This is a genomic window from Kitasatospora sp. NPDC022856 (genome assembly GCF_055561235.1).
Window position 1 is genome coordinate 191,074 of sequence record NZ_JBVHHE010000012.1, and the last position, 20,278, is coordinate 211,351.

20 protein-coding genes are annotated in these 20,278 nt (G+C 74.6%); 6 read left to right on the forward strand and 14 right to left on the reverse strand.

All coding sequences use genetic code 11. The features are described from left to right. Nucleotides 1–16: 16 nt before the first annotated feature. Nucleotides 17–433 carry an ankyrin repeat domain-containing protein gene (locus ACZ34W_RS17465; protein ID WP_465605026.1) on the reverse strand — a complete coding sequence of 139 codons (417 nt, stop codon included), beginning with the start codon at nucleotides 431–433 and terminating at the stop codon, nucleotides 17–19. Nucleotides 434–862: 429 nt separating this feature from the next. Here ACZ34W_RS17465 and ACZ34W_RS17470 point away from each other — a divergent pair, with 429 nt between their 5' ends. From ACZ34W_RS17470 to ACZ34W_RS17480, 3 genes are all read left to right on the forward strand, one after another. Then, nucleotides 863–1,057, forward strand: coding sequence for a hypothetical protein (locus ACZ34W_RS17470; RefSeq protein WP_327674940.1), 195 nt, complete (start codon nucleotides 863–865; stop codon nucleotides 1,055–1,057). Nucleotides 1,058–1,172: 115 nt separating this feature from the next. Continuing rightward, nucleotides 1,173–2,795, forward strand: coding sequence for a hypothetical protein (locus ACZ34W_RS17475; RefSeq protein WP_465605030.1), 1,623 nt, complete (start codon nucleotides 1,173–1,175; stop codon nucleotides 2,793–2,795). Between the two features lie 280 nt (nucleotides 2,796–3,075). Beyond that, nucleotides 3,076–3,450 carry an RNA polymerase-binding protein RbpA gene (locus tag ACZ34W_RS17480; RefSeq protein ID WP_030396357.1) on the forward strand — a complete coding sequence of 125 codons (375 nt, stop codon included), beginning with the start codon at nucleotides 3,076–3,078 and terminating at the stop codon, nucleotides 3,448–3,450. A 127-nt stretch (nucleotides 3,451–3,577) separates the two neighbouring features. On the opposite strand, the gene fxsA is transcribed toward ACZ34W_RS17480, so the two are convergent. The 5 genes from fxsA to ACZ34W_RS17505 all read right to left on the reverse strand — a co-directional run bounded on the left by fxsA (nucleotide 3,578) and on the right by ACZ34W_RS17505 (nucleotide 8,741). Further along, on the reverse strand, nucleotides 3,578–4,147 hold the full coding sequence (gene fxsA, locus ACZ34W_RS17485) for an FxsA family membrane protein (RefSeq protein WP_329486512.1): 570 nt from the start codon (nucleotides 4,145–4,147) through the stop codon (nucleotides 3,578–3,580). Nucleotides 4,148–4,291: 144 nt separating this feature from the next. After that, nucleotides 4,292–5,935 (reverse strand): apolipoprotein N-acyltransferase, encoded by a 1,644-nt coding sequence (gene lnt / locus ACZ34W_RS17490; RefSeq protein ID WP_465605034.1) that lies wholly within the window; start codon nucleotides 5,933–5,935, stop codon nucleotides 4,292–4,294. Nucleotides 5,936–6,105: 170 nt separating this feature from the next. Continuing rightward, nucleotides 6,106–6,561, reverse strand: a complete 456-nt coding sequence (locus tag ACZ34W_RS17495) for a GNAT family N-acetyltransferase (protein WP_329486514.1) — start codon at nucleotides 6,559–6,561, stop codon at nucleotides 6,106–6,108. Nucleotides 6,562–6,604: 43 nt separating this feature from the next. Next, nucleotides 6,605–8,269: an amidohydrolase gene (locus ACZ34W_RS17500; RefSeq protein ID WP_465605038.1), complete on the reverse strand. Its 1,665-nt coding sequence runs from the start codon at nucleotides 8,267–8,269 to the stop codon at nucleotides 6,605–6,607. Between the two features lie 31 nt (nucleotides 8,270–8,300). Continuing rightward, nucleotides 8,301–8,741, reverse strand: coding sequence for an Lrp/AsnC family transcriptional regulator (locus ACZ34W_RS17505; RefSeq protein ID WP_329486516.1), 441 nt, complete (start codon nucleotides 8,739–8,741; stop codon nucleotides 8,301–8,303). A 229-nt stretch (nucleotides 8,742–8,970) separates the two neighbouring features. Here ACZ34W_RS17505 and ACZ34W_RS17510 point away from each other — a divergent pair, with 229 nt between their 5' ends. Beyond that, entirely contained in the window at nucleotides 8,971–9,423 is a 453-nt protein-coding gene (locus ACZ34W_RS17510; protein ID WP_329486517.1) for a hypothetical protein, read from the forward strand. Nucleotides 9,424–9,550: 127 nt separating this feature from the next. Here the strand turns inward: ACZ34W_RS17510 and ACZ34W_RS17515 are convergent, their stop codons facing one another. Beyond that, a complete protein-coding gene (locus ACZ34W_RS17515) occupies nucleotides 9,551–10,714 on the reverse strand; it encodes an acyl-CoA dehydrogenase family protein (RefSeq protein ID WP_329486518.1) in 1,164 nt (387 codons plus the stop codon). Nucleotides 10,715–11,064: 350 nt separating this feature from the next. Between ACZ34W_RS17515 and ACZ34W_RS17520 the strand changes: the two genes are divergently transcribed. Beyond that, on the forward strand, nucleotides 11,065–11,622 hold the full coding sequence (locus tag ACZ34W_RS17520; protein WP_329492034.1) for a uridine kinase family protein: 558 nt from the start codon (nucleotides 11,065–11,067) through the stop codon (nucleotides 11,620–11,622). A gap of 430 nt (nucleotides 11,623–12,052) precedes the next feature. Continuing rightward, nucleotides 12,053–14,143 (forward strand): AAA family ATPase, encoded by a 2,091-nt coding sequence (locus ACZ34W_RS17525; protein WP_465605173.1) that lies wholly within the window; start codon nucleotides 12,053–12,055, stop codon nucleotides 14,141–14,143. A gap of 31 nt (nucleotides 14,144–14,174) precedes the next feature. Here ACZ34W_RS17525 and ACZ34W_RS17530 read toward each other — a convergent pair whose 3' ends face one another. From ACZ34W_RS17530 to ribH, 7 genes are all read right to left on the reverse strand, one after another. Continuing rightward, nucleotides 14,175–15,158, reverse strand: a complete 984-nt coding sequence (locus tag ACZ34W_RS17530; RefSeq protein WP_465605044.1) for an NAD-dependent epimerase/dehydratase family protein — start codon at nucleotides 15,156–15,158, stop codon at nucleotides 14,175–14,177. 110 nt (nucleotides 15,159–15,268) lie between these two features. Next, complete coding sequence (locus ACZ34W_RS17535) at nucleotides 15,269–16,312, reverse strand: hemolysin family protein (RefSeq protein ID WP_329486520.1); 1,044 nt, start codon at nucleotides 16,310–16,312, stop codon at nucleotides 15,269–15,271. Next, the gene (locus tag ACZ34W_RS17540; RefSeq protein WP_465605048.1) at nucleotides 16,309–17,652 is read right to left on the reverse strand and encodes a hemolysin family protein; all 1,344 of its coding nucleotides are present in this window, start codon (nucleotides 17,650–17,652) and stop codon (nucleotides 16,309–16,311) included. Before ACZ34W_RS17540 ends, ACZ34W_RS17535 begins: the two co-directional genes overlap by 4 nt. A gap of 296 nt (nucleotides 17,653–17,948) precedes the next feature. Then, nucleotides 17,949–18,383 (reverse strand): PH domain-containing protein, encoded by a 435-nt coding sequence (locus tag ACZ34W_RS17545; RefSeq protein WP_329486522.1) that lies wholly within the window; start codon nucleotides 18,381–18,383, stop codon nucleotides 17,949–17,951. Nucleotides 18,384–18,519: 136 nt separating this feature from the next. Beyond that, nucleotides 18,520–19,368, reverse strand: coding sequence for an ATP phosphoribosyltransferase (gene hisG / locus ACZ34W_RS17550; protein ID WP_329486523.1), 849 nt, complete (start codon nucleotides 19,366–19,368; stop codon nucleotides 18,520–18,522). A 50-nt stretch (nucleotides 19,369–19,418) separates the two neighbouring features. Then, entirely contained in the window at nucleotides 19,419–19,691 is a 273-nt protein-coding gene (locus ACZ34W_RS17555; protein ID WP_030306151.1) for a phosphoribosyl-ATP diphosphatase, read from the reverse strand. Nucleotides 19,692–19,800: 109 nt separating this feature from the next. Next, complete coding sequence (gene ribH / locus ACZ34W_RS17560; RefSeq protein WP_465605053.1) at nucleotides 19,801–20,274, reverse strand: 6,7-dimethyl-8-ribityllumazine synthase; 474 nt, start codon at nucleotides 20,272–20,274, stop codon at nucleotides 19,801–19,803. Nucleotides 20,275–20,278 lie beyond the last annotated feature (4 nt).

The following is a 20,278-nucleotide window of genomic DNA, read 5'->3' on the forward strand; positions in this document are numbered from 1 at the left end:
AGACTACGACCTCGGGTCAGCGGCCCTCGAACCGGGCGACCAGCTCCTCCTTGCCGAACATCCGGGCGGTGTCGACGGCGGACGGCGTACCGGCCGTCGGGTCGGCGCCGCCCGCCAGCAGGGCGGTCAGCACGTCCTCGGCGCCCTTGAAGACGGCGCCGGCCAGCGGGGTCTGGCCGCGGTCGTTGGCCCGGTTCGGGTCGGCGCCGCGCGCCACCAGGGCGGTGACGGTGGCGGCGTGCCCGTGGTAGGCGGCGAGCATCAGCAGGGTGTCGCCGCGGTCGTTGGTCAGGTTGGCGGGCGCGCCGGCGTCGACGTAGGCGGCGAGGGTGTCGGTGTCACCGGCCCGGGCCGCGTCGAAGAGCTTCCCGGCCAGCTCGACCACCTCGGAGTCCGGGGCGTCGGCGGGCTGCTGGCTGGCGGCGTCGGTCATGGCGGGCCTCTCCTGGGCGTTCTCGGGCACCCCGGGCCTCGCCCGGGAGCTTCTCGGTCTGTCGGTCGCGCGTACCGCACCGTAGCGGCCCGGTACGCGGACGATCCAGCGCGCGTCCGGACTTCGGACGCCGGCCGGACCGCGGCATTCCCCCGCACGACACACGGGCGGGAAGGTTTCGCCGCCGTTCGAGCGAACTTCCCGGCCCCCTCGGTGCCTTCCCGGCCACCCGCCGGGAATGCCTCGCCGCGCCGGTACACGGGGCCGCCGGGCCCCGTTCCGGGCGGTTCGCATACCTCCACCCGGCGCCCATCCGGGTATTGGCCGAGAAGACCACCCATTTGCACCGTTCCATCATCTATTACTTTTTGTCACGATTAAGGCACATTCCGTGACACTGTCCCTGTCCCCCTCCCCGAGGAGCAGAGCGTGATCCTCTCGATTTCCGGCATCGTCCTGTTCGGCACCATCGCCTTTCTCTTCTTCCGCAGGGACGGACTAAAGGTCTCCCACGCGATCGTCTGCGCCCTGCTCGGCTTCTACATCGCCGGTTCCTCGATCGCTCCGAGCATCACCGCGGGCGGCGCCAGCCTGGCCAGCCTGCTCGGCGGCCTCAAGTTCTAGCGCGGCCACTCCCCCGTACGGGCCCGGGCGCGGATCCCACCGCCCCCGGGCCCCGTCGTACACCCGACGCCGACCCCCTGAACCCGACCGTCCCACTCGCCCGGGGAGCCAAGGAATGCCGCTCAACCGCCACTTCAGCAAGGGCCGCGACCTCGCCCGCACGGCCGGCGACCACGCCTCCGACATGTTCGCGCCGCTGACCGTCATCGGGCGCGGGATGCGCCACCACGTCGCCTGGGCCAAGAGCCGCTGGCAGGCGACCCCGAAGGACCGGCGCGGACCGACGGTCTTCCTGGTCGCCGCCATGCTGCTCGGCATCTACCTGCTGCCGCACGGGCTGCTGTTCGCCCTGGTGGCCCTGATGGCCAGCGCCGCCTGGAACGGCCGCTCCCCCAAGGCCGCGGCGGGGCCGCCCGAACCGGACGTCGTCGACGTCAAGCTCACCGCCCTGTACGCCGCGCTGACCCCGTACCTGGCCTCACCGGACGACCTCAGCCCGCTCTACCACCACGAGGGCGGCTACAAGGACGTCTTCGGCTCCTGGGAGTTCGACGCCGAGGGGCGGCTCTCCCGGCTGGAGCTGGTCTACCCGGCCTACTTCACCGACACCGAGCCCGCCGCCCGGGCCCGGATCGAGCAGGTCGTGCAGGGAAAGGCCGGCCGCGCCCGGGAGTACCGCTTCGACTGGGACGAGGAGTCCAACCGGCTGCGGATCGCCGCCCTGGCCCCGCTGCCCACGGACATCGCGGCCCAGCGCTTCGTGACCACCCCCGGCGAGATCGTGCTGGGCTTCACCGACGAGGCCGGCAGCGCCCGGACCATCCCGGTGGGCCAGGGCGGCGCCGTCACCCAGCAACCGCCGGTGGTCTGGCGCACCGGCCCCCGCTCGGGCGAGCCGCACCTGCTGGCGCTCGGCGTGACCGGCTACGGCACCTCCAGCCTGATCCGGTCGATCGCGCTCCAGGCGCTGCCCCACGGCGACCTGGTGGTGATCGACGGCGCCGGCACCGGCGAGCACGCCTGCCTGGTCAGCCGGCCCGGCGTGCACACCGTGGAGACCAGCCTGCACGGCGCGCTGGCCGCGCTGGAGTGGGTCGCCCGGGAGACCGAGCGCCGGCTGACCGCGCTGAACGCCGCCCGGCACGCGGGGGCGGCCGCGCCCGAGGACGTCACCCGGCCGCTCTGGCTGCTGCTCGACCACCCGACCGAGCTGAGCGAGCTGGCCCACGCCGAGGGCCGGCCGGACCCGCAGGACCTGCTGGAGCTCCCGCTGCGGCACGGCCGGGCCGCCCGGGTCACCGTCGTGTTCGCCGACGACATCGAGGCCCGGGACCGGATCACCCCGACCGTGCGGGCCACCACCCGGGCCCGCGTCCTGCTCGGCCCGACCGGCCCCGAGGAGTCCTACGGCACGCTCGGCGCGCCGCTGGACATCGTGCCCGCCGCGCACGCCCCGGCCGGCCGCGGCTACGCCCGGATCGGCACCGGCACACCGGTCCGCCTCCAGGTGCCGGCCACCGTCGACCCGCTGGACGAGGAGGCCCCGGCCCAGCTGCGCGAGGCGGTGATCGCCCTGCTCCCGCACCGCGACACCCGGACCGAGGCGGCCGCTCCGGTCGACGTCCCGCCGCGCCCGGCCGGCCCGCCGCCGGTACCGGTGGCCGAGCCGGTCCAGCAGCCGCAGGCGGTCGACCTGGGCAAGGAGCACGCGCCCCTGCGGTTCCGTCCACTGGCCTGAAAGGGGCCCGCCGGGGCGGGGCGACGTAGGGCGGCGGATCCCGTCCCGGTACGCTCGTGGTGGAAAGGCCGACCGATCACCAGATGTGAAATAGGTGACACCTGGGGTGATATCCACGGCCAGATGTGACAAATCGGGCGCCGGTGGGTACAAACAGGGGCGGCACGACAGACGACGCATGTCCCGGGACGGGAATCTTCGTCGGAAGCCGAGCGTTGACCGAACGACGAAGAACAGCGACCACTAGTCCTGTGGGCCATAAGCCCGGGAGGCACGATTCATGAGCGAGCGAGCTCTCCGCGGCACGCGACTCGGGGCCACTAGCTACGAGACCGACCGTGGTATCGATCTGGCTCCCCGCCAGACCGTCGAGTACGCATGTCAGAACGGACACCGATTCGAGGTTCCTTTCTCGGTCGAGGCGGAGATCCCCTCGGCCTGGGAATGCCGCTTCTGCGGCCAGGAGGCAGTACTCCTCGACGGTGACGAGCCTGAGGAGAAGAAGACCAAGCCCACGCGTACCCATTGGGACATGCTGATGGAGCGCCGCACGCGCGAGGAGCTGGAGGAGGTGCTGGCCGAGCGGCTGGCCGTACTCCGCTCCGGAGGGATGAACCTCGCGGTACACCCGCGGGACACCCGCAAGAGCGCCTGACCCGTTTCCCGCCCCGGCGGGAGCACGCGAAAAGGGACCCTGGCCCCCAGGGTCCCTTTCGCATGTCCGGGTCCTTCGACGGCGGCCGCCCCGGGCGCTGATGCCCCGGGGCGGCCGCCGTCGCCGGTCAGCCCTTCAGCGGCGGACGGTAGGTGGTGTCCGGGCCCTGCGGGCCGGCGCCCGGCTCGACCACCTCGCCCTGGATCACCTTGCCGTCCGGGCGGTGGATGCGCAGCTGCTCCTGCAGCCGCACCGCGTCCGCGAGCGGATCGGCCCCGAGGCCGGCGGTGCTGCGCAGCGCCTTGTCCGCGAAGCGGCGCCCGGCGGCCCGCCAGAGCGCCCGGGTCGGCGGGAGGAGCAGGGTCAGCGCCAGCGCGTCCGAGAGGAAGCCCGGAAGCATCAGCAGCAGGCCGGCCAGCACGGTGAGGCTGGTTCCGGTCTGCGGCTGCTGCGACTTCGGGTCCCGGCTCTGGTCGATCGCCGCGGACAGCGCCTTCAGCCCCGCGCGCTTGATCAGCGAGCCGCCGATCAGGGCCCCGGCGATCAGCAGCAGCACGACGGTCAGGCCGCCCAGCCACGAGCCCACCTGGACCAGCAGCCAGATCTCCAGCACCAGCCAGGCGGTGACCACCAACGGCAGCACCCGGCGGAGCTTTCCGCGCCGGGCCTGAGGGGCAGGGGTAGCTTGCTGGGTCACGGTACGAATCCACTCCATAGCGGTGCTCTGCGCGCCGCACGGGAGATCCGGGCCGGCTACGGCACCACCTGGTCCAACGACCAGCCGCCGGCCGGTGTTCCACCGCCGCCCGGGCCGACGGGCCCGCCGACCGGCCGCGCCGGCTCAGGAGACCGTCGGGCCGGAGGGCTCGGAGGCGGCCGGGCGGGTCACCCGGCGGCGGCCGATCAGCAGGGCCGCCCCGCAGGCCAGCAGGCCCGCGACGGCCAGCGTCCACTCGGGCGCGACGCCCACCCGGTCCGCCACCGTGGTGCCGTCGCGCAGCGGGACGACGGCGGACAGCTCGGCGGCGGTCAGCTCCTCGGTGCGCTGCTGCACCGAGCCGTCGGGGGCGATCACCGCGCTGATCCCGCTGGTGGCGGCGATCAGCACGGCCCGGCCGTGCTCGACGGCACGCAGCCGGGACATCGCGAGCTGCTGCTCGGGCTGGCCGGTCTTCGCGTAGGTCGCGTTGTTGGTCTGGACGACGAGCACCCGGGCGCCCTTGTCCACGGTGTCGCGGACGATCTCGTCGTACGCCACCTCGAAGCAGATGACGTCGCCGATCTTCGCCGGGCCCAGCTGCATGACGCCGTTGTGGTCGCCGGGGTAGAAGTCGCGGGCGACCCGCTGCAGCCGGGTGATCACCTTCATCAGCTGGTCGCGGAACGGCACGTACTCGCCGAACGGGACGGGGTGCTGCTTGGTGTAGGAGGCGCCCGGACCGGTCTTCGGGTCCCAGACGATGCCCTCGTTCTGGACGTGCCGCTCGTCCGGCCCGTCCACCAGGGTGCCGACCAGGGTGGGTACGCCGACCGCCTTCACGGCGTCGTCGATGCGCCGGTAGGCCAGCGGGTCGCTGAACGGGTCGAGGTCGGAGGAGTTCTCCGGCCAGATCACCACGTCCGGCTTCTCCACCCGGCCGGCCTCGATGTCGGCGGCGAGCTTCTCGGTGGCGGCGGCGTGGTTGTTCAGCACCATCATCGGCCGGCCGAGGAAGTCCATCCCCGGGTTGGGCACGTTGCCCTGGATCAGGGCGACCTTGACGGTGTCGGCGGGCGCGGTGGGCACCGGGACCAGATAACCGGCCAGCAGGGCCGCGACGGCGCCCAGCGCGGCCAGCGCGGCGGCCCTGGGCGCCCGGCGGGGCCCGCGCAGCCGCAGCGCCGCCCAGGCCAGCAGGGCGCCGGCCAGCGCGACGGCGAAGGTCACCAGCGGGGCGCCGCCGATCGCGGCGAGCGGGGTGAACGGGGTGGCGGTGTTGGCGAACGCGAGGCGGCCCCAGGGGAAGCCGCCGAGCGGCAGCCGGTCACGGGCCCACTCCTGGGTGATCCAGAGGCAGGCCGCCCAGAGCGGCCAGCCGGGCAGCCGGGAGGTGAGCGCCAGGCCGGAGCCGAGGGCCGCCAGGAAGAGCGCCTCGATCACCGAGAGGCCGACGGTGGCGTCCCAGCCGACCACCCGCAGCCAGCTGAGCAGCAGCAGGAAGAACGGCAGCCCGAAGGCGAAGCCCGTCCAGGCGGCCTGCCGGACGGTGCGGCCGAGGGTGAGCAGCGAGAGCGCGGCGACGCCCACCAGCGAGAGCGGCCAGAGGTCGAACGGCGGGAAGGCCAGCGCGAGGAGCAGCCCGGCGAGGACGGCCAGGCCGGTGCGGGGCAGTCCGGCGCGCACCTTGGCGACGGCGCGGGCGACCCGGCCGGGGGCGGGGGCGTCGGACGTCACGGACGCCTCGGGGAGGGCGTCCGACCGCTCCTGTGTGACGTGGAGTGCCACCGGCGCACCATCTTCCTGGTCGGGCTGTCCGCGCTTGGCTGTCCGTTGGCGCGTTCTTCACCGCCCGTTGAGTTCGGACGCTGTGCGAAAGACGGTACCCCGGAACCGGCCCCGCGCGTGAGGCCGGGTGGCCCGCCGAGCAGCGGGCTCCCGGCCCTGGCGGGGCGGTGTCAGCGCGGGCTGTAGCGGACCGTGCGCAGCGGCCAGTCGGCGGCGAGCCAGGCGGCCACCGCGCGGTACAACGGGGCGTCCAGCTCGGCGCGGTCGGCGCGGACCCAGGAGCTGACCGTCGTGGTGGCCGGGTCCTCGTGGTCCGGGTAGATGTACACGCAGCCGACGACGTCGCCGCCGGGGTTCGCCAGCACGGTGTAGGTGAAGCCGCGGCGGTGCTCGAAGTCGGCGGCGTGCCGGCGCAGGTCGGCCAGGTTGCGCTCCGGCGTCATGCCCTCGGCGGGCGGCCAGCTGCCGGTCCAGCCCGGGGTGGCGTGGATGTGGTCGATGCTCGACGTCCAGGCCGCGAGGTCGGAGTCGTTGTGCTGCTCGCCGAGGGGCTCCAGGCGGAACCCCTCGGCGGCGAGGGTGCGGGGGACGACGAAGCCGGCGGGTACCAGCGGATGATCACTCATGCCGGTCAACCTACGCAGCGCGGGCCGCCCCGGTCACCCGGACCTACCGCGGGGCCGCCCGCTCCGCCACCGCCCGGTGGACGGTCCGGCCCCGGACCACGGTGCGCAGGCAGACCGGCAGCGGACGGCCCGGGGTGAGGTCGGGCAGCCCGGGGGTGCCGGAGCGCGGGTCGGTGGACCAGCCGGCCACCCGGGAGTCGGGGGCCTGGACCACGAGCTCGTCGGCGGCCCAGACCGCGTAGCTGGCGATCGCGCCGGGGACGAGCACGCCGTCCTGGTCGCGGCCGATCGCCCGCCAGCCGCCCCGGGTGTGGGCGGTGAAGGCGGCGCGGGCCGAGATCCGGTGGTCGAGGGTCCGGTGGAAGGCCGCCGCGCGGACGGTGCCCCAGGGATCGAGCGGAGTGACCGGGGCGTCCGAGCCGAAGGCCAGCGGGACGCCGGCCCGCAGCAGCGCGGCGAACGGGTTGAGCGCGGCGGCGCGCTCGGCGCCGAGCCGCTGGACGTACATGCCGTCCGGGCCGCCCCAGGCGGCGTCGAAGGCGGGCTGCACGGAGGCGGTGAGGCCGAGTTCGGCGAAGGCCGCGACGGACGCCCCCTCCAGTGCCTCGGCGTGCTCCACGCGGTGGCGCAGCGCCCTGACGCGGTCGGCGCCGACCCGCTCGCCGGCCGCCCGGACGCCCGCGAGGACGGCGCCCACGGCGGCGTCGCCGATGGCGTGGAAGCCGGCCTGCAGCCCGGCCTCGGTGCAGGCGGCGACGTGGTCGGCGACCTGCTCGGCGCTCAGGTAGGAGGTGCCGGTGTGGTCGGCGTCGGCGTAGGGGCTGTGCAGGCAGGCGGTGTGCGAGCCGATCGCGCCGTCGACGAAGAGGTCGCCGCCGGCGCCCACCGCGCCGAGCCGGCGGGCCGTCTCGACGCCGCCCAGCTCGCCCCAGTAGCCGAACACCTCGGGCCCCTCGCCGTCGGCGGCGAGGTCCAGCAGCGCGGCGAGGTCCTGCTCCGAGGAGATCTCCGGGCCGGCGCACTCGTGCAGCGCGCCGATGCCGAGCTCGGCGGCCCGGGCCAGCGTCGCGCGCTGGGCACGCCGGCGCTGCTCGGGGGTGAGGTGCGCGAGCGCGGTCCGGCGCACGGCGTGGTGGGCGTCGCGGGTGAGCGGGCCGTCGGCGGAGAAGCCGGGCCGGTCGGCGAGGCCGGCGGTGAGCGCGCGCAGCGCGGTGGTGGCCAGCGCGGAGTGCACGTCGGTGCGGGAGAGGTAGAGCGCGGCGCCGCCGGCGGCCGCGTCCAGCTCGGCGAGCGTCGGCGGTCGGCCCTCGGGCCAGCCGGTCTCGTCCCAGCCGTGCCCGATGAGCACGCCGCCCGGCTCGGGGCGGTCGGCCGCGAAGGCGGCGAGGGCCTCCAGCGCGGCGGCGAGCGAGGACAGTCCGGTGAGGTCCAGACCGGTGAGCGCCAGACCGGTGGCGGTGGCGTGCACGTGGGCGTCGACGAAGGCGGGGGTGACCAGGGCGCCGTCGAGCTCGACGATCTCGTCCGCGGCGTCGGCGTACGCCTCGGCCGCGCCGTCGCTGCCGACCCAGGCGACGTGCTCCCCCTCGACGAGCATCGCGGTGGCGAAGGGGTCGGCGGGGCTGTAGACGGCGCCGCCGCGCAGCAGGACGGTTCGTGGGCCCCTCTGGCCCGAGGGCGGGCCGGGAGGGAGGGTGCGTTCGGTCATGACGCCAAGTCTGCACCTCCCGGAGGGGCGGTCAGAGCTTCGGGGGCCTCGCCTCGTAGGGCGTCGAGAGCACGACGGTGGTGCGGGTGGAGACGCCGGCCGCGCTGCGGATCCGGGCCAGCAGGTCCTCCAGGTCGCCGGGGGCGCCGACGCGGACCTTGAGGATGTAGTTCTCGTCCCCGGCGACGCTGTGGCAGGCCTCGATCTCGGGCAGCCCGGCGAGCCTCTCCGGGGTGTCGTCCGGGGCGCTGGGGTCGAAGGGCTTGACCGAGATGAAGGCGGTCAGAGCCAGCTCGACCGCGTCGGGGTCGACGATGGCGGTGTAGCCGCGGATCACACCGCGCTGCTCCAGACGGCGCACCCGCTGGTGCACCGCCGAGGTGGACAGGCCGGTGGCCTTGCCCAGGTCCGTGTAGCTCATCCGGCCGTCCTCCAGGAGCAGCTGAACGATGCGTTGGTCGAGATCCTCCACAAGGCGCAAACCTACCCGGTCGGGGGCGCGCGCGGCGCCACAGCGGGCGCGCACGGTGTCACTCGCGGCCGCGCCGGGTGCCGGGCGGGCACATGCCGGGCGAATGTGGCGAAGGACACACCCGGTGCATCACAGTGCACCGGCCTGCAGGATTATGAGTCCGCGTCGGCGGGAAGTGCTGGTTGTGGCCCCGGGCGACCACGCCGGGCCCGATCCGAGGGGGATCACCATGCGTGCAACTGACCGGCACTCGCTGAGCGCCGACGACACCCACGATATGACCGGCCGCGAGGATCTCGCGGTCCCCCACGAGCCGTCGGCGGGGGTCGATCCGGGCGAGGGCGAGACCTGGGACATCGTCCGGGTGCACTGCCCGGAGTGCCGCCGTCCGATCGCCCTGGTGGGCGACGAGGAGCGGCTGCCGCAGCACGCCGTGCTGCCGACCGCCTGGCACCCCTTCTCGCCCGCGCTCTGCCCGGGCTCGGGAGCGCCGACGGACGACCTGGCGGAGGTGGAGTCGGCGGAGGACGCCGGGACCGCCGGTCTGGAGGCGCTGCTCGCCCTCCCGTCCGAACTCGACTGGCGCACCCAGCCTTTCTCCCACGCCGTGGCGCACCGCCCGGTGCGGACGGCGCCCGCGCCGGCCATCCCGCAGCAGCGCAGCCGGCTCGTCCGGCACTGACGGCCGCTCCCGTCCCGGGGGTTGACCGGCCGTCAGCCGACGGCCGGTCCCGACCACCGGGGCGGGAGACGCCTCCGGGCGTCACTCCGCACCCTGGAGTGACGCCCGGAGGCCGTTTCGGGGGCCGTCAGCCGGAGGTGAGGTGGCGGCCGATCACCAGGCGCTGGATCTGGTTGGTGCCCTCGACGATCTGCAGCACCTTGGCCTCGCGCATGTAGCGCTCGGCCGGGAAGTCCTGGGTGTAGCCGTAGCCGCCGAGGACCTGGACGGCGTCGGTGGTGACCCGCATCGCCGCGTCGGTGCAGAACAGCTTGGCCATCGCCGCCTGCTTGGAGAACGGCCGGCCGGCGTCGCGCAGCCGGGCGGCGGCCAGGTAGAGCGAGCGCCCGGCCTCGATCTGGGTGGCCATGTCCGCGAGCATGAAGGACAGGCCCTGGAACTCGGCGATCGGCCGGCCGAACTGGCGGCGGGTACCGGCGTACTCGACCGCGAGGTCGAGCGCGGCCTGGGCGACGCCGATCGCGCAGGCGGCGATGCCGAGCCGGCCGGAGTCCAGGGCGGCGAGCGCGATCTGGAAGCCCTGGCCCTCGCTGCCGATCAGCCGGCCGCGCTCGACCCGGGCGCCGTCGAAGTGCAGCTGCGCGGTCGGCGAGGACCGCATGCCCATCTTGTGCTCCGGCGGCGCGGCCGACAGGCCGGCCACCCCGGCGGGCACCAGCAGGCAGCTGATGCCGCGCGCGCCCGGCTCGCCGGTGCGCACCAGGGCGCTGTAGAAGTCGGCCTCCCCGCCGTGGGTGATCCACGCCTTGGTGCCGCTGACCACGTACTCCTCGCCGTCCAGGTCGGCGCGGGTGCGCAGCGCGGCGGCGTCCGAGCCGGACTGCGGCTCGGAGAGGCAGTAGGCGCCGAGCTGCTCACCGGAGAGCATGCCGGGCAGCCAGGCGGCGCGCTGCTCGTCGCTGCCGAAACCGGCCAGGGCGTGGCAGGAGAGGGTGTGCACGCTGACCCCGAGGCCGACCGCCAGCCAGCCGCCCGCGAGCTCCTCCAGGACCTGGAGGTAGACCTCGTAGGGCTGGTCGCCGCCGCCGTACTTCTCCTCGTACGGGAGGGAGAGCAGACCGGCCTCGCCGAGGGTGCGGAACACCTCGCGCGGGAAGCGGCCGGCGGCCTCGTCCTCCGCCGCGCGCGGCTGGATCTCGCGCTGGACCAGCTCCCGGGTGAGGCTCAGCAGTTCGCGGGCCTCGTCGGTCGGCAGCTGGCGTTCCACGGCGTTCGCTGGGGACGGGGTCATGGCGGCTGGTCGCCTCCTCGTTCGGGCACCGGGCCCTGGTGTGGCGGGCCCGACGCGGGTGTGGCACGTCGGGCCGACCGGCACCGGGTTACGGTGAACGGCCGTTCACATGCGTGGCGAAGTGAGTATGCCCGATCCCGGCGCTGCCGTCACGACCTGCACGGAATCACTGGCCGTCCTGGCGTGCGGGCCCCCGTAGGGTTGCCGATGTGGCCTCTTCCGAAACGTCCAGCACCCCTCCCGGCGGCCCGGCCGCCCCCGCGGCCGGCGGGGCGCCGGACGCGCCCGGCGGGCCCGGATCGCCCGCCGCGGCCGAGGGCCTCCCCGACCTCGCCGGCCTCGCCGCCGGGCTGCGCGCGCTGGCACCCTCCTGCGGCCCGGTCCGGCTGGTCGCGGTGGACGGGCACGCCGGCTCCGGCAAGACCACCTTCACCGGCCGGCTGGCCGCCGCGCTCGGGGGTGCGCCGGTGGTCCACCTGGACGACCTGGCCACCCATGCCGAGCCCTTCGGCTGGACGGAGCGGTTGCGCACCCAGGTGCTCGACCCGCTGGCCGCCGGCCGGGACGCGGCGTACCGGGTGTACGACTGGACGCTGGGGCGCTTCGCCGGCACAGCGGTGGTGCCGCTCGCCCCGGTGGTGCTGATCGAGGGCGTCGGCGCCGGCCGGCGGGCGGTCCGGCCCCGGCTGGCGCGGCTGATCTGGATGGAGCTGGCCGCCGAGGACGCCCGGCGGCGCGGGGAGGAGCGGGACGGTCCGGCCCTGGCGGAGTTCTGGGCGGGCTGGGCGCGGGCGGAGTCGGCGCACTTCGCCGCCGACCCCAGCCGCCCGTACGCGGCCACCGTCGTGGACGGAGTGACCGGGCGGATCGCACCGAGCACCGTCGGTGAACCTTCAACAAGCCCTTGACCTGCGGTGTCACCAGGACTTAGGTTCTCCTCAGTTGCCGAGGTTGTTGATCGCGCAACGTCGGACTCGGCATCCCCGGCTTGTTCCCCCGTGAGCCGGGGGTGCCGTCCCCCCCTCCCGCCGCCCGGACCCCGCCCGACCGGGGCCGAGGCCCGGCCGGATCGCACCGGCGCCCAATCCCCGCGCGCGCGATCGTATTTGACTCCGCACGGCACTCTTCCGGATCAGCGCCGCGCCGGTACGATTCCTGGAGGCGCATATGCGCCCCGGGGGCTATCGACGACCGGCCGGCTTCTCCGCACCTCGAATGGCCGACCGAGCCCCAGGCACACCGCGGGGGGCGTGAGTGACGACGGTGGACAGTTCCGACGGCAACAACACGGGCGGCCCGGCTCCGAACCGGCTCGCCGACCGCGCGTGGCTGCGTGCCATGGACGCCTACACGGCGGGCGCGTACGCCCGCGCGGAGGAGGAGTTCCGCGCGGCCGTGCGGCTCGATCCGGGGATGGCCGACGCCTGGCTCGGCCTGCACGCCCTGCGCAGCGACACCTCCGGGGCGCTGCTCGCGATGTACCGCCACCGGACGCGGTTCGGCGAGCAGCGGCGGCTCCACCGGCGCCCGCTCAGTTCCTGGTACTGGCTGGGCTGGTGGGTGCAGCCCGTCCTGGAGGACAGTCGCGACCTGGCGCTCGCGCACGCCTCGCACTGGCTGGACGGCCGCCATCTCGCCGAACTGGACAGGGCGTTGGAGCAGTGCCCGGTCCCGGAGGAGGACCCGTCCGCGCGCTTCCTGCACGCGTGCCGGTCCTACCTCCTCAAGGACTGGGAACAGCTGATCCGGGACACCGACCGGCTGCTGGACGACCAGCTGCTGGGCATCGAGGCCGGGCTCTTCGCGGGCATGGCACGGGTCCGGCTGGACATGTGCGCCCAGGCGCAGGCCCCGCTCGCCGCCTCGCTGGCCCGCTGCCGCTCCGAGCAGCCGCAGCGCAAGGAGCTGCGGTACTGGCTCGCCCGGGCCTACGAGGGCGCCGGGCGCAGCGCCGCCGCGCTGCCGCTCTACCGGGCGGTGCACCGGGCCGATCCGGCCTTCATGGACACCGCGACCCGGCTCGCCGCGATCTCCGCCGAGGACGGCGTGGTCGACGCGCTGCTGGACGCGGTGGGCGGACTCGGCCGTGAGGGCGGGAAGCCCTCGGGCGGCGACGAGGCGTTCGACGCGCTGTCGCTGGGCCTGGACACGGTGGGCGCCGAGGAGGCCGGGCTGGACGACGCGGCGCTGGAGGCCTCGGGGTGCGAGGCCCCGGACCTCGAAGCCGCCGGGTACCCGGGCGAGGCCTACCCCGGTGAGGCCCTCTCCGGCGAGACCTACCCCGGTGAGCCCTACCAGGCCGCGCCCTGTTCCGGCGAGCCGTACCGGACCGAGCCCGGCCAGAGCGAGGCGTACCCCGCCGGGGCCTTCCCGGCCGGGACCGGTGGGCCGGGCGGGCAGGAGCCGCCGGGGGCGGGCGCGGCCACCGACCGGGAGGCCGGACCGGCGCTGCCCGCCGGTGAGCGCTCCGGCGCGCCGCTGCCCCCCGCCGGCTCCGGGCCCGCCGTGCCGGTCCGCGGCGAGGCGCCGCCCAGACCCGCGGGCGGCTACCCGGCCGCCGGACGCGACGGCGACGAGCGGGAGCTGGACGCGGCGCTGGCCGAACTCTCCCGGATGGTCGGTCTGGAGCCGGTCAAGCGCCAGGTCCGGGCGCTCTCCGCGCAGTTGCGGATGTCCCGGCTGCGGGCGGCGCAGGGCCTGCCGGTGCAGCCGCCCAAGCGCCACTTCGTCTTCTCCGGCCCCTCCGGTACCGGCAAGACCACCGTGGCGCGCATCCTCGGGCGGGTCTTCCACGCCCTCGGGCTGCTCTCGGGGGACCACCTGGTGGAGGCCCAGCGGGCCGACCTGGTGGGCGAGTTCCTCGGCCAGACGGCCGTCAAGGCGAATGAGCTGATCGACTCCGCGCTGGACGGCGTGCTCTTCATCGACGAGGCCTACAGCCTCTCCAACTCCGGCTACAGCAAGGGCGACGCCTACGGAGACGAGGCGCTGCAGGTGCTGCTGAAGCGGGCCGAGGACAACCGCGACCGGCTGGTGGTGATCCTGGCCGGCTACCCGGAGGGCATGAACCGGCTGCTCGCCACCAACCCCGGCCTCAACTCCCGCTTCACCACCCGGGTCGACTTCCCCAGCTACCGCCCCGGCGAACTCACCGCGATCGGCGCCGCGCTGGCCGACCGGGACGGCGACGGCTGGGACGAGGACGCCGCCGAGGAACTGGCCAGCATCTGCATCCACGTGGTCCGCGAGGGCTGGATCGACGACCTGGGCAACGGACGGTTCATCCGCACCCTGTACGAGAAGTCCTGCGCCTACCGGGACCTGCGGCTCTCGCTGCTGCGCGAGCCGCCCGGGCGCGAGGACCTGGCGACCCTGCGGCTGCCGGACCTCGTGCAGGCGTACGGCGAGCTGATCGACGGCCGGGGCTGAGCCGGCGGAGCGGGTCCGCCGGCTCCGCCGCTCAGCTCCCGAGCACCTTCGCCTCCCGCTCCGCGTCCAGGCCGACCACCGGCCGGTCCGGGCGCTGCGGGGCGGTGCCGCCGATGGACCGCAGCCAGGCCCAGGTGTCGGCGACCGTCTCCGCGACCGGGCGGCAGCGCAGCCCGGCGGCGACCGCCTTGGCCACGTCGGAGCCGTGCACGGTGTCGTGCAGCTCGCCCGGCGGGACCCAGACCGGCAGGTCGCTCCACGGTTCGATGCCGGCCGCCAGGATCCGGTCGGGCTCCGTCCAGCGCAGCTCCGCGTCCGAGCCGGTGGCCCGGACGCAGGCCTCCAGCAGCTCGCCCATGGTGGCGTGCCCCTGCGGGCTGACCAGGTCGTACGCACCGCCGTGGCCGGCCACCAGGGCGTCCAGGGTCCAGACCGCGATGTCCCGGGCGTCGATGTACTGCACCGGCAGGTCGCGCGGGCCGGGGGCGAGCACCGGGCCGCCGCGGGCGATCCGGCCCAGCCACCAGGGCAGCCGGCCGATGTTCTCGTACGGACCGATGATCAGCCCGGCCCGGGCCAGCAGCGCCCGGTCGCCGAAGGCGTCCAGCAGCGCCAGCTCGGCGCCGCGCTTGGCCTGCGGGTAGGCGACCTCACCGGCGTCCGGCGAGCCCTCGACCAGCGCGGCGCTCTCGTCCGCCCCGGCCGGGGTCGGGTACGCGTACACCGACCGGCTCGACACGTAGGCGTAGCGGCCGACCCGGCCGGCCAGCAGGCGGGCGCTGTCGCGCACCGCCGAGGGCGCGCCGGACCAGGTGTCCACCACCGCGTCCCACTCCCCCTCGGCCAGCGCGGCCAGGCCGTCCTCGGCCCGCCGGTCGCCGTGCAGCGCCCGCACACCGGCCGGCGGCGCGTGCGTCCCCCGGTGGAAGACCGTCACCTCCCACCCGCGCTCCAGCGCCTCCTCGGTCACGGCCCGACCGACGAACTCCGTCCCACCCAGCAGCAGCAGTCTCATACCGACCACCCTGCCGAGCGGACGGCGTTCTGGGAACGGCCGCATGCTCAGAGCAGAATCGCCCACAGCGGAACCCGGCGGCCCGGGAGGGCGGCCGCCGGGACGGCCCGTCAGGCGGCGGAGCGGTGGTCCGGGTCGTGCACCTCGCCGACCAGCTCCTCCACCACGTCCTCCAGCGTCACCACGCCGAGCGTGCGCCCGTCCTGGTCGACCACCGCCGCCAGGTGGCAGGCGGCCCGGCGCATCGCGCCGAGCGCGTCGTCCAGCGGGAGCGTGCCACGCACCACGGTGATCGGGCGCCAGAGGCGGGCCGGCACCGGTGCCGCCTGGTCGTCGACGTCCAGGATGTCCTTGAGGTGCAGGTAGCCCAGGTAGCCGGCGGCCGGGTCGCCCTCGGTGACCGGGAAGCGCGAGAAGCCGGTGCGCAGCGCCAGCTCCTCGACCTGGGCGGCGGTCACCTTGGTGTCCACGGTGACGAGCTGCTCGGGCTTGAGCAGCACCTCCGTGACCGGGCGGCGGCCCAGCTCCAGGGCGTCCTCCAGGCGCTCCTGGCGGCCCTCGTCGAGCAGGCCGGCGTCCCGGGAGTCGACCAGCAGGTACATCAGCTGCTCGGTGGTGAAGACCGACTCGACCTCGTCCTTGGACTCGACCTTGAACAGCCTCAGCACGGCGTTGGCGAAGGCGTTCAGGAAGAAGATCACCGGCGCGAGCCAGCGGGCCAGCCGGTCCAGCGGCGGGCCGAGCCGGAGCGCGGCCTTCTCCGGCCCCGCCAGCGCGAGGTTCTTCGGCACCATCTCGCCCATCACCATGTGCAGGAAGACCACCACGGCCAGCGAGATCCCGTAGGAGAGCGGGTGCATCAGGCCGGCCGGCACGCCGAGGGCGTGGAACGGGCCCTCCAGCAGGTGGGCGATGGTCGGCTCGGCGAGCGCGCCCAGGCCCAGCGAGCAGACGGTGATGCCGAGCTGGGCGGCGGCGAGCATGGCGGAGACGTTGGAGAGCGCGTGCAGCACGGTGCGGGCGCGCTTGTCGCCCGCCTCGGCGAGCGGTTCGATCTGGCTGCGCCGGACGGAGACCACCGCGAACTCGGCGCCGACGAAGAACGCGTTGCCCAGCAGGAGCAGGACGGCGAGGGCCAGTTGGAGCACGGTCATCGGGCGCCGCCCTCGTCGTCACCGGGGCGCGGGCGCCCGCTCGTGCGCTCCACCCGCACCCGGCTGGTGCGGTGGCGGTCCACGGCCTCGACGGTGAACCGCCAGCCGGGCAGCTCGGCCTGCTCGCCCGGGACGGGCAGCCGGCCGAGGAGGTCAGAGACCAGGCCGGCCAGGGTCTCGTAGGGGCCGTCGGGCACGTGCAGGCCGATCGACTCCAGGTGGTCGATCCGGGCCCGGCCGTCGGCGGCCCAGACCGGCAGCCCGTGCAGCGGCGGCAGCGGGATCAGTTCGGGGGTGTCGGCGGGGTCGTGCTCGTCCTGCACCTCGCCGACCAGCTCCTCGACGATGTCCTCGACGGTGACCACGCCGGCGGTGCCGCCGTACTCGTCGACCACGATGGCCATCGGCTGGAGCCGGCGCAGCTGGTCCAGCAGGCGCTCGGCGGGGAGCGTCTCGGGCACCAGCAGCGGCGGCACCGCCAGATCACCGACCCTGACCAGAGCGCGCCGGGCGGGCGGTACCGCGAGGGCGTCCTTGAGCGTGACGGTGCCGGTGACCTCGTCCAGGCTGTCGGTGTAGACCGGGAAGCGGGAGAGGCCGGTGGCCCGGGTGAGGTTGAGCACGTCGGCGGCGCTGGCGTCGCGCTGGAGGGCGACGACGTCGATCCGCGGCGTCATCACCGACTCGGCGGTGAGGTCGCCGAGGCCGAGGGTGCGCACGAACAGGGTGGCGGACTCCTCGTCCATCACCCCGGCCCGGGCCGAGTGCCGGGCGAGTGAGCCCAGCTCGGCGGGGGTCCGGGCCTGGCCCAGCTCCTCCTGCGGCTCGACGCCGAGGGCGCGGACGGTGCGGTCCGCCGAGCCGTTCAGGAAGCTGATCAGCGGGCGGCAGGCGTGCGAGAAGGCCATGTGCGGGGCGGCCACCGAGCGGGCCACCTGGAGCGGCCGGGAGATCGCCCAGTTCTTCGGGACGAGCTCGCCGATCACCATCTGCACCACGGTGGCCAGCAGCATGCCGACGATCACCGCGACGCCCCGGGCGGCCCCGTCGGGCAGGCCGACGGTGGTGAACACCGGCTTCAGCAGGACGGAGAGGGCCGGCTCGGCGAGCATGCCGACCACCAGCGAGGTGACGGTGATGCCGAGCTGCGCGCCTGAGAGTTCGAACGAGAGGTGCCGCACGGCGCGGACGACCCGGGCTGACCGGGCGTCGCCGGCTTCGGCGGAGCGCTCCACCGCACCCCGCTCCACGGTCACGAAGGCGAACTCGGCGGCCACGAACAGGCCGTTGGCGAGGATCAGCAGGAACGCCGCGAACAGCAGCAGCCAGGCGGTGATCACAGTGCCGCCTGCCTTCCGATACCGGGAAGCCGGGCGGCGCGGGTACTACCGGACGGATCGTCCATGGACGGGGGGAGTCACTCCTCAAGTCGTTTCCGCGCAGGGCCCGCTGTCGGGCGGCGCCGGTCAAATGGCATGGCTTTGCCCTGCTTTTTACCAGCGTAGACGATACCCGTGCGACTGTCGGCCCCCCGTTCGGACCCGCCAGGGGGCGGCGCCGGGCGGACAGGGGTCGGCCCGGGCGGCGTAGGGGGCGGGTAGGGGGCGGGCGAACCGGGGGTGGTCGGGGCGGCGGATCAGCGACCGCGGCGCTCGACCAGGTCGCGCAGCGCCCGGGCGTCCGCGATCGCCTGCGCCTTGCCGAGCCCGGACTGGATGCCGACCACGGCCAGCGAGGTGCCGTCGGCCAGGTCGAGGGTCGCCCACGGGTCCCCCTGGCGGAAGTTGACCCGGACGATCTCCGCCCAGGCCAGCCGGCGGCGGCGGACGAAGTTCACCACGGTGATGCCCTCGGTGTCGGCGCTCACCCGGGGCCGGGCCAGCATCAGGCCGACGCCGGCGAACAGCACGCCGCTGAGCACCATCATGAGCCGGTCGTTGAACTGCCAGCTCGCCGGGAGCGCGAGGGCGATCGCGACGAACATCACGACCAGCAGCACGCAGACCGGCAGCAGCACGGCCCGGGTGCGGCGCGGGGCCCAGGTGACGGGGAACTCGGCGGGGCTGGTCACGTGCGGTCTCCGGGGGGTCCAGGCGGGGCGGCACCGGCGGCCGGGTGCCGGCCGTCGACGAAAGGGCGGGGGCGCCGACCGGCGCCCCCGCCCCATTGAACCGCTGTTTAACTCCGCTGCTTCACGCGCGGGGGTGTCAGAGGCGGCAGGCGTGGATGTTCGTCACCAGGATGGCCCGGGCGCCGATGCCCCACAGGTCGTCCATGATCCGCTGGGCCTCCTTGCGGAGCACCATCGAACGGACGGCCACCCAGCCCTCGGTGTGCAGCGGGGAGACGGTCGGCGACTCCAGGCCGGGGGTCAGCGCGACGGCGGCGCCCACGTTCTCGGCACGGATGTCGTAGTCCATCAGGACGTAGCGACGGGCCACCAGCACGCCCTGGAGGCGGCGCAGGAACTGGTCGACGCCCGCGTCCTCCCCCGCGCCCTTCGGGCGGATCACCACGGCGTCCGAGACCAGGATCGGCTCGCCGAAGACCTCCAGCCCGGCGTTGCGCAGGCTGGTGCCGGTCTCCACCACGTCGGCGATCACATCGGCCACGCCCAGCTGCACCGCGGTCTCGACCGCGCCGTCCAGCTTGGTCACGGTGGCCTTGACCCCGTGGTCGGCCAGGTGCTGCTCGACCAGGCCGGTGTACGAGGTGGCGATCCGCAGCCCCTCCAGGCCCTGCACGTCCTTCACGTCCACGCCCTCCGGGCGGGCGAAGCGGAAGGTGGAGCCGCCGAACCCGAGGGCCAGCACCTCCTCGGCGTTGGAGTGCGAGTCCAGCAGCAGGTCGCGGCCGGTGATGCCGACGTCCAGCCGGCCGGAGCCGACGTACACCGCGATGTCGCGCGGGCGCAGGAAGAAGAACTCGACCTCGTTGTTCGGGTCGACGAGCACGAGCTCCTTGGGGTCCTTGCGCTGGCGGTAGCCGGCCTCATGGAGCATCTCCGCCGCGGGACCCGAGAGCGAACCCTTGTTGGGGACGGCGATGCGCAGCATGGAAGTCGGTTCCTTACCTGGTGGGGGTGGGGTGTGCTGTTCGGACCGGTTCAGAGGTACTTGTAGACGTCGTCGAGCGTCAGCCCACGGGCGACCATCATCACCTGAAGGTGGTACAGGAGCTGGGAGATCTCCTCGGCGGTCTGCTCGTCCGACTGGAACTCGGCGGCCATCCAGACCTCGGCGGCCTCCTCGACGACCTTCTTGCCGATCGCATGGACGCCCTGCTGGACGAGCTGCGCGGTACGGGAGGACGAGGGGTCGCCGGTGGCGGCCTTCTGCTGGAGCTCGGTGAAGAGCTCCTCGAATGTCTTCGAAGCCATGATGGACTCACCTTACGGCGTGCGGGCTACAGGCGGTAAACGGTCCCGGACCGTGGACAGTCCGGTGGACGTCCACGGTCCGGGACCGTGCCGTTGGCCGGTGGGCGCGTCAGGCGAGCGACTTGAGGACGGCGGCGGTGGCGACGGCCGCCGTGACGGCCTCGTGCCCCTTGTCCTCGGAGGAGCCGGGCAGGCCCGCGCGGTCCACCGCCTGCTGCTCGTCGTCGCAGGTCAGGACGCCGAAGCCGATCGGGACGCCGGTGTCGACGCTGACCTGGGTGAGGCCGGCGGTGGCGGCCTGGCAGACGTAGTCGAAGTGCGGGGTGCCGCCGCGGATGACCACGCCGAGCGCGATCACCGCGTCGTAGCCGCGGTCGGCGAGGCGCTTGGCGGCGACCGGCAGTTCGAAGGTGCCGGGCACCCGCAGCACGGTCGGCTCGTCGATGCCGAGCTCCTTGAGGGCGCGGTGGGCGCCGTCCAGCAGGCCGTTCATCACCTGCTCGTGCCACTGGGCCGCGATCACGGCGACCTTGAGGCCGGCGGCGTTGTCGATGGTCAGCTCGGGGGCTCCGTGGCCGCTCATGTGC

Bases quoted from the DNA above. Each gene is read 5' to 3' on its own strand.
- ACZ34W_RS17510 (WP_329486517.1), top strand. From the start codon at position 8,971: ATGCGTGCAACTGACCGGCACTCGCTGAGCGCCGACGACACCCACGAT.
- hisG (WP_329486523.1), bottom strand. From the start codon at position 19,368: ATGCTGCGCATCGCCGTCCCCAACAAGGGTTCGCTCTCGGGTCCCGCG.
- ACZ34W_RS17535 (WP_329486520.1), bottom strand. From the start codon at position 16,312: ATGACCGTGCTCCAACTGGCCCTCGCCGTCCTGCTCCTGCTGGGCAAC.
- ACZ34W_RS17530 (WP_465605044.1), bottom strand. From the start codon at position 15,158: ATGAGACTGCTGCTGCTGGGTGGGACGGAGTTCGTCGGTCGGGCCGTG.
- ACZ34W_RS17465 (WP_465605026.1), bottom strand. From the start codon at position 433: ATGACCGACGCCGCCAGCCAGCAGCCCGCCGACGCCCCGGACTCCGAG.
- ACZ34W_RS17525 (WP_465605173.1), top strand. From the start codon at position 12,053: ATGGACGCCTACACGGCGGGCGCGTACGCCCGCGCGGAGGAGGAGTTC.
- ACZ34W_RS17515 (WP_329486518.1), bottom strand. From the start codon at position 10,714: ATGACCCCGTCCCCAGCGAACGCCGTGGAACGCCAGCTGCCGACCGAC.
- ACZ34W_RS17555 (WP_030306151.1), bottom strand. From the start codon at position 19,691: ATGGCTTCGAAGACATTCGAGGAGCTCTTCACCGAGCTCCAGCAGAAG.
- ACZ34W_RS17495 (WP_329486514.1), bottom strand. From the start codon at position 6,561: ATGAGTGATCATCCGCTGGTACCCGCCGGCTTCGTCGTCCCCCGCACC.
- ACZ34W_RS17480 (WP_030396357.1), top strand. From the start codon at position 3,076: ATGAGCGAGCGAGCTCTCCGCGGCACGCGACTCGGGGCCACTAGCTAC.
- ACZ34W_RS17500 (WP_465605038.1), bottom strand. From the start codon at position 8,269: ATGACCGAACGCACCCTCCCTCCCGGCCCGCCCTCGGGCCAGAGGGGC.
- ribH (WP_465605053.1), bottom strand. From the start codon at position 20,274: ATGAGCGGCCACGGAGCCCCCGAGCTGACCATCGACAACGCCGCCGGC.
- ACZ34W_RS17475 (WP_465605030.1), top strand. From the start codon at position 1,173: ATGCCGCTCAACCGCCACTTCAGCAAGGGCCGCGACCTCGCCCGCACG.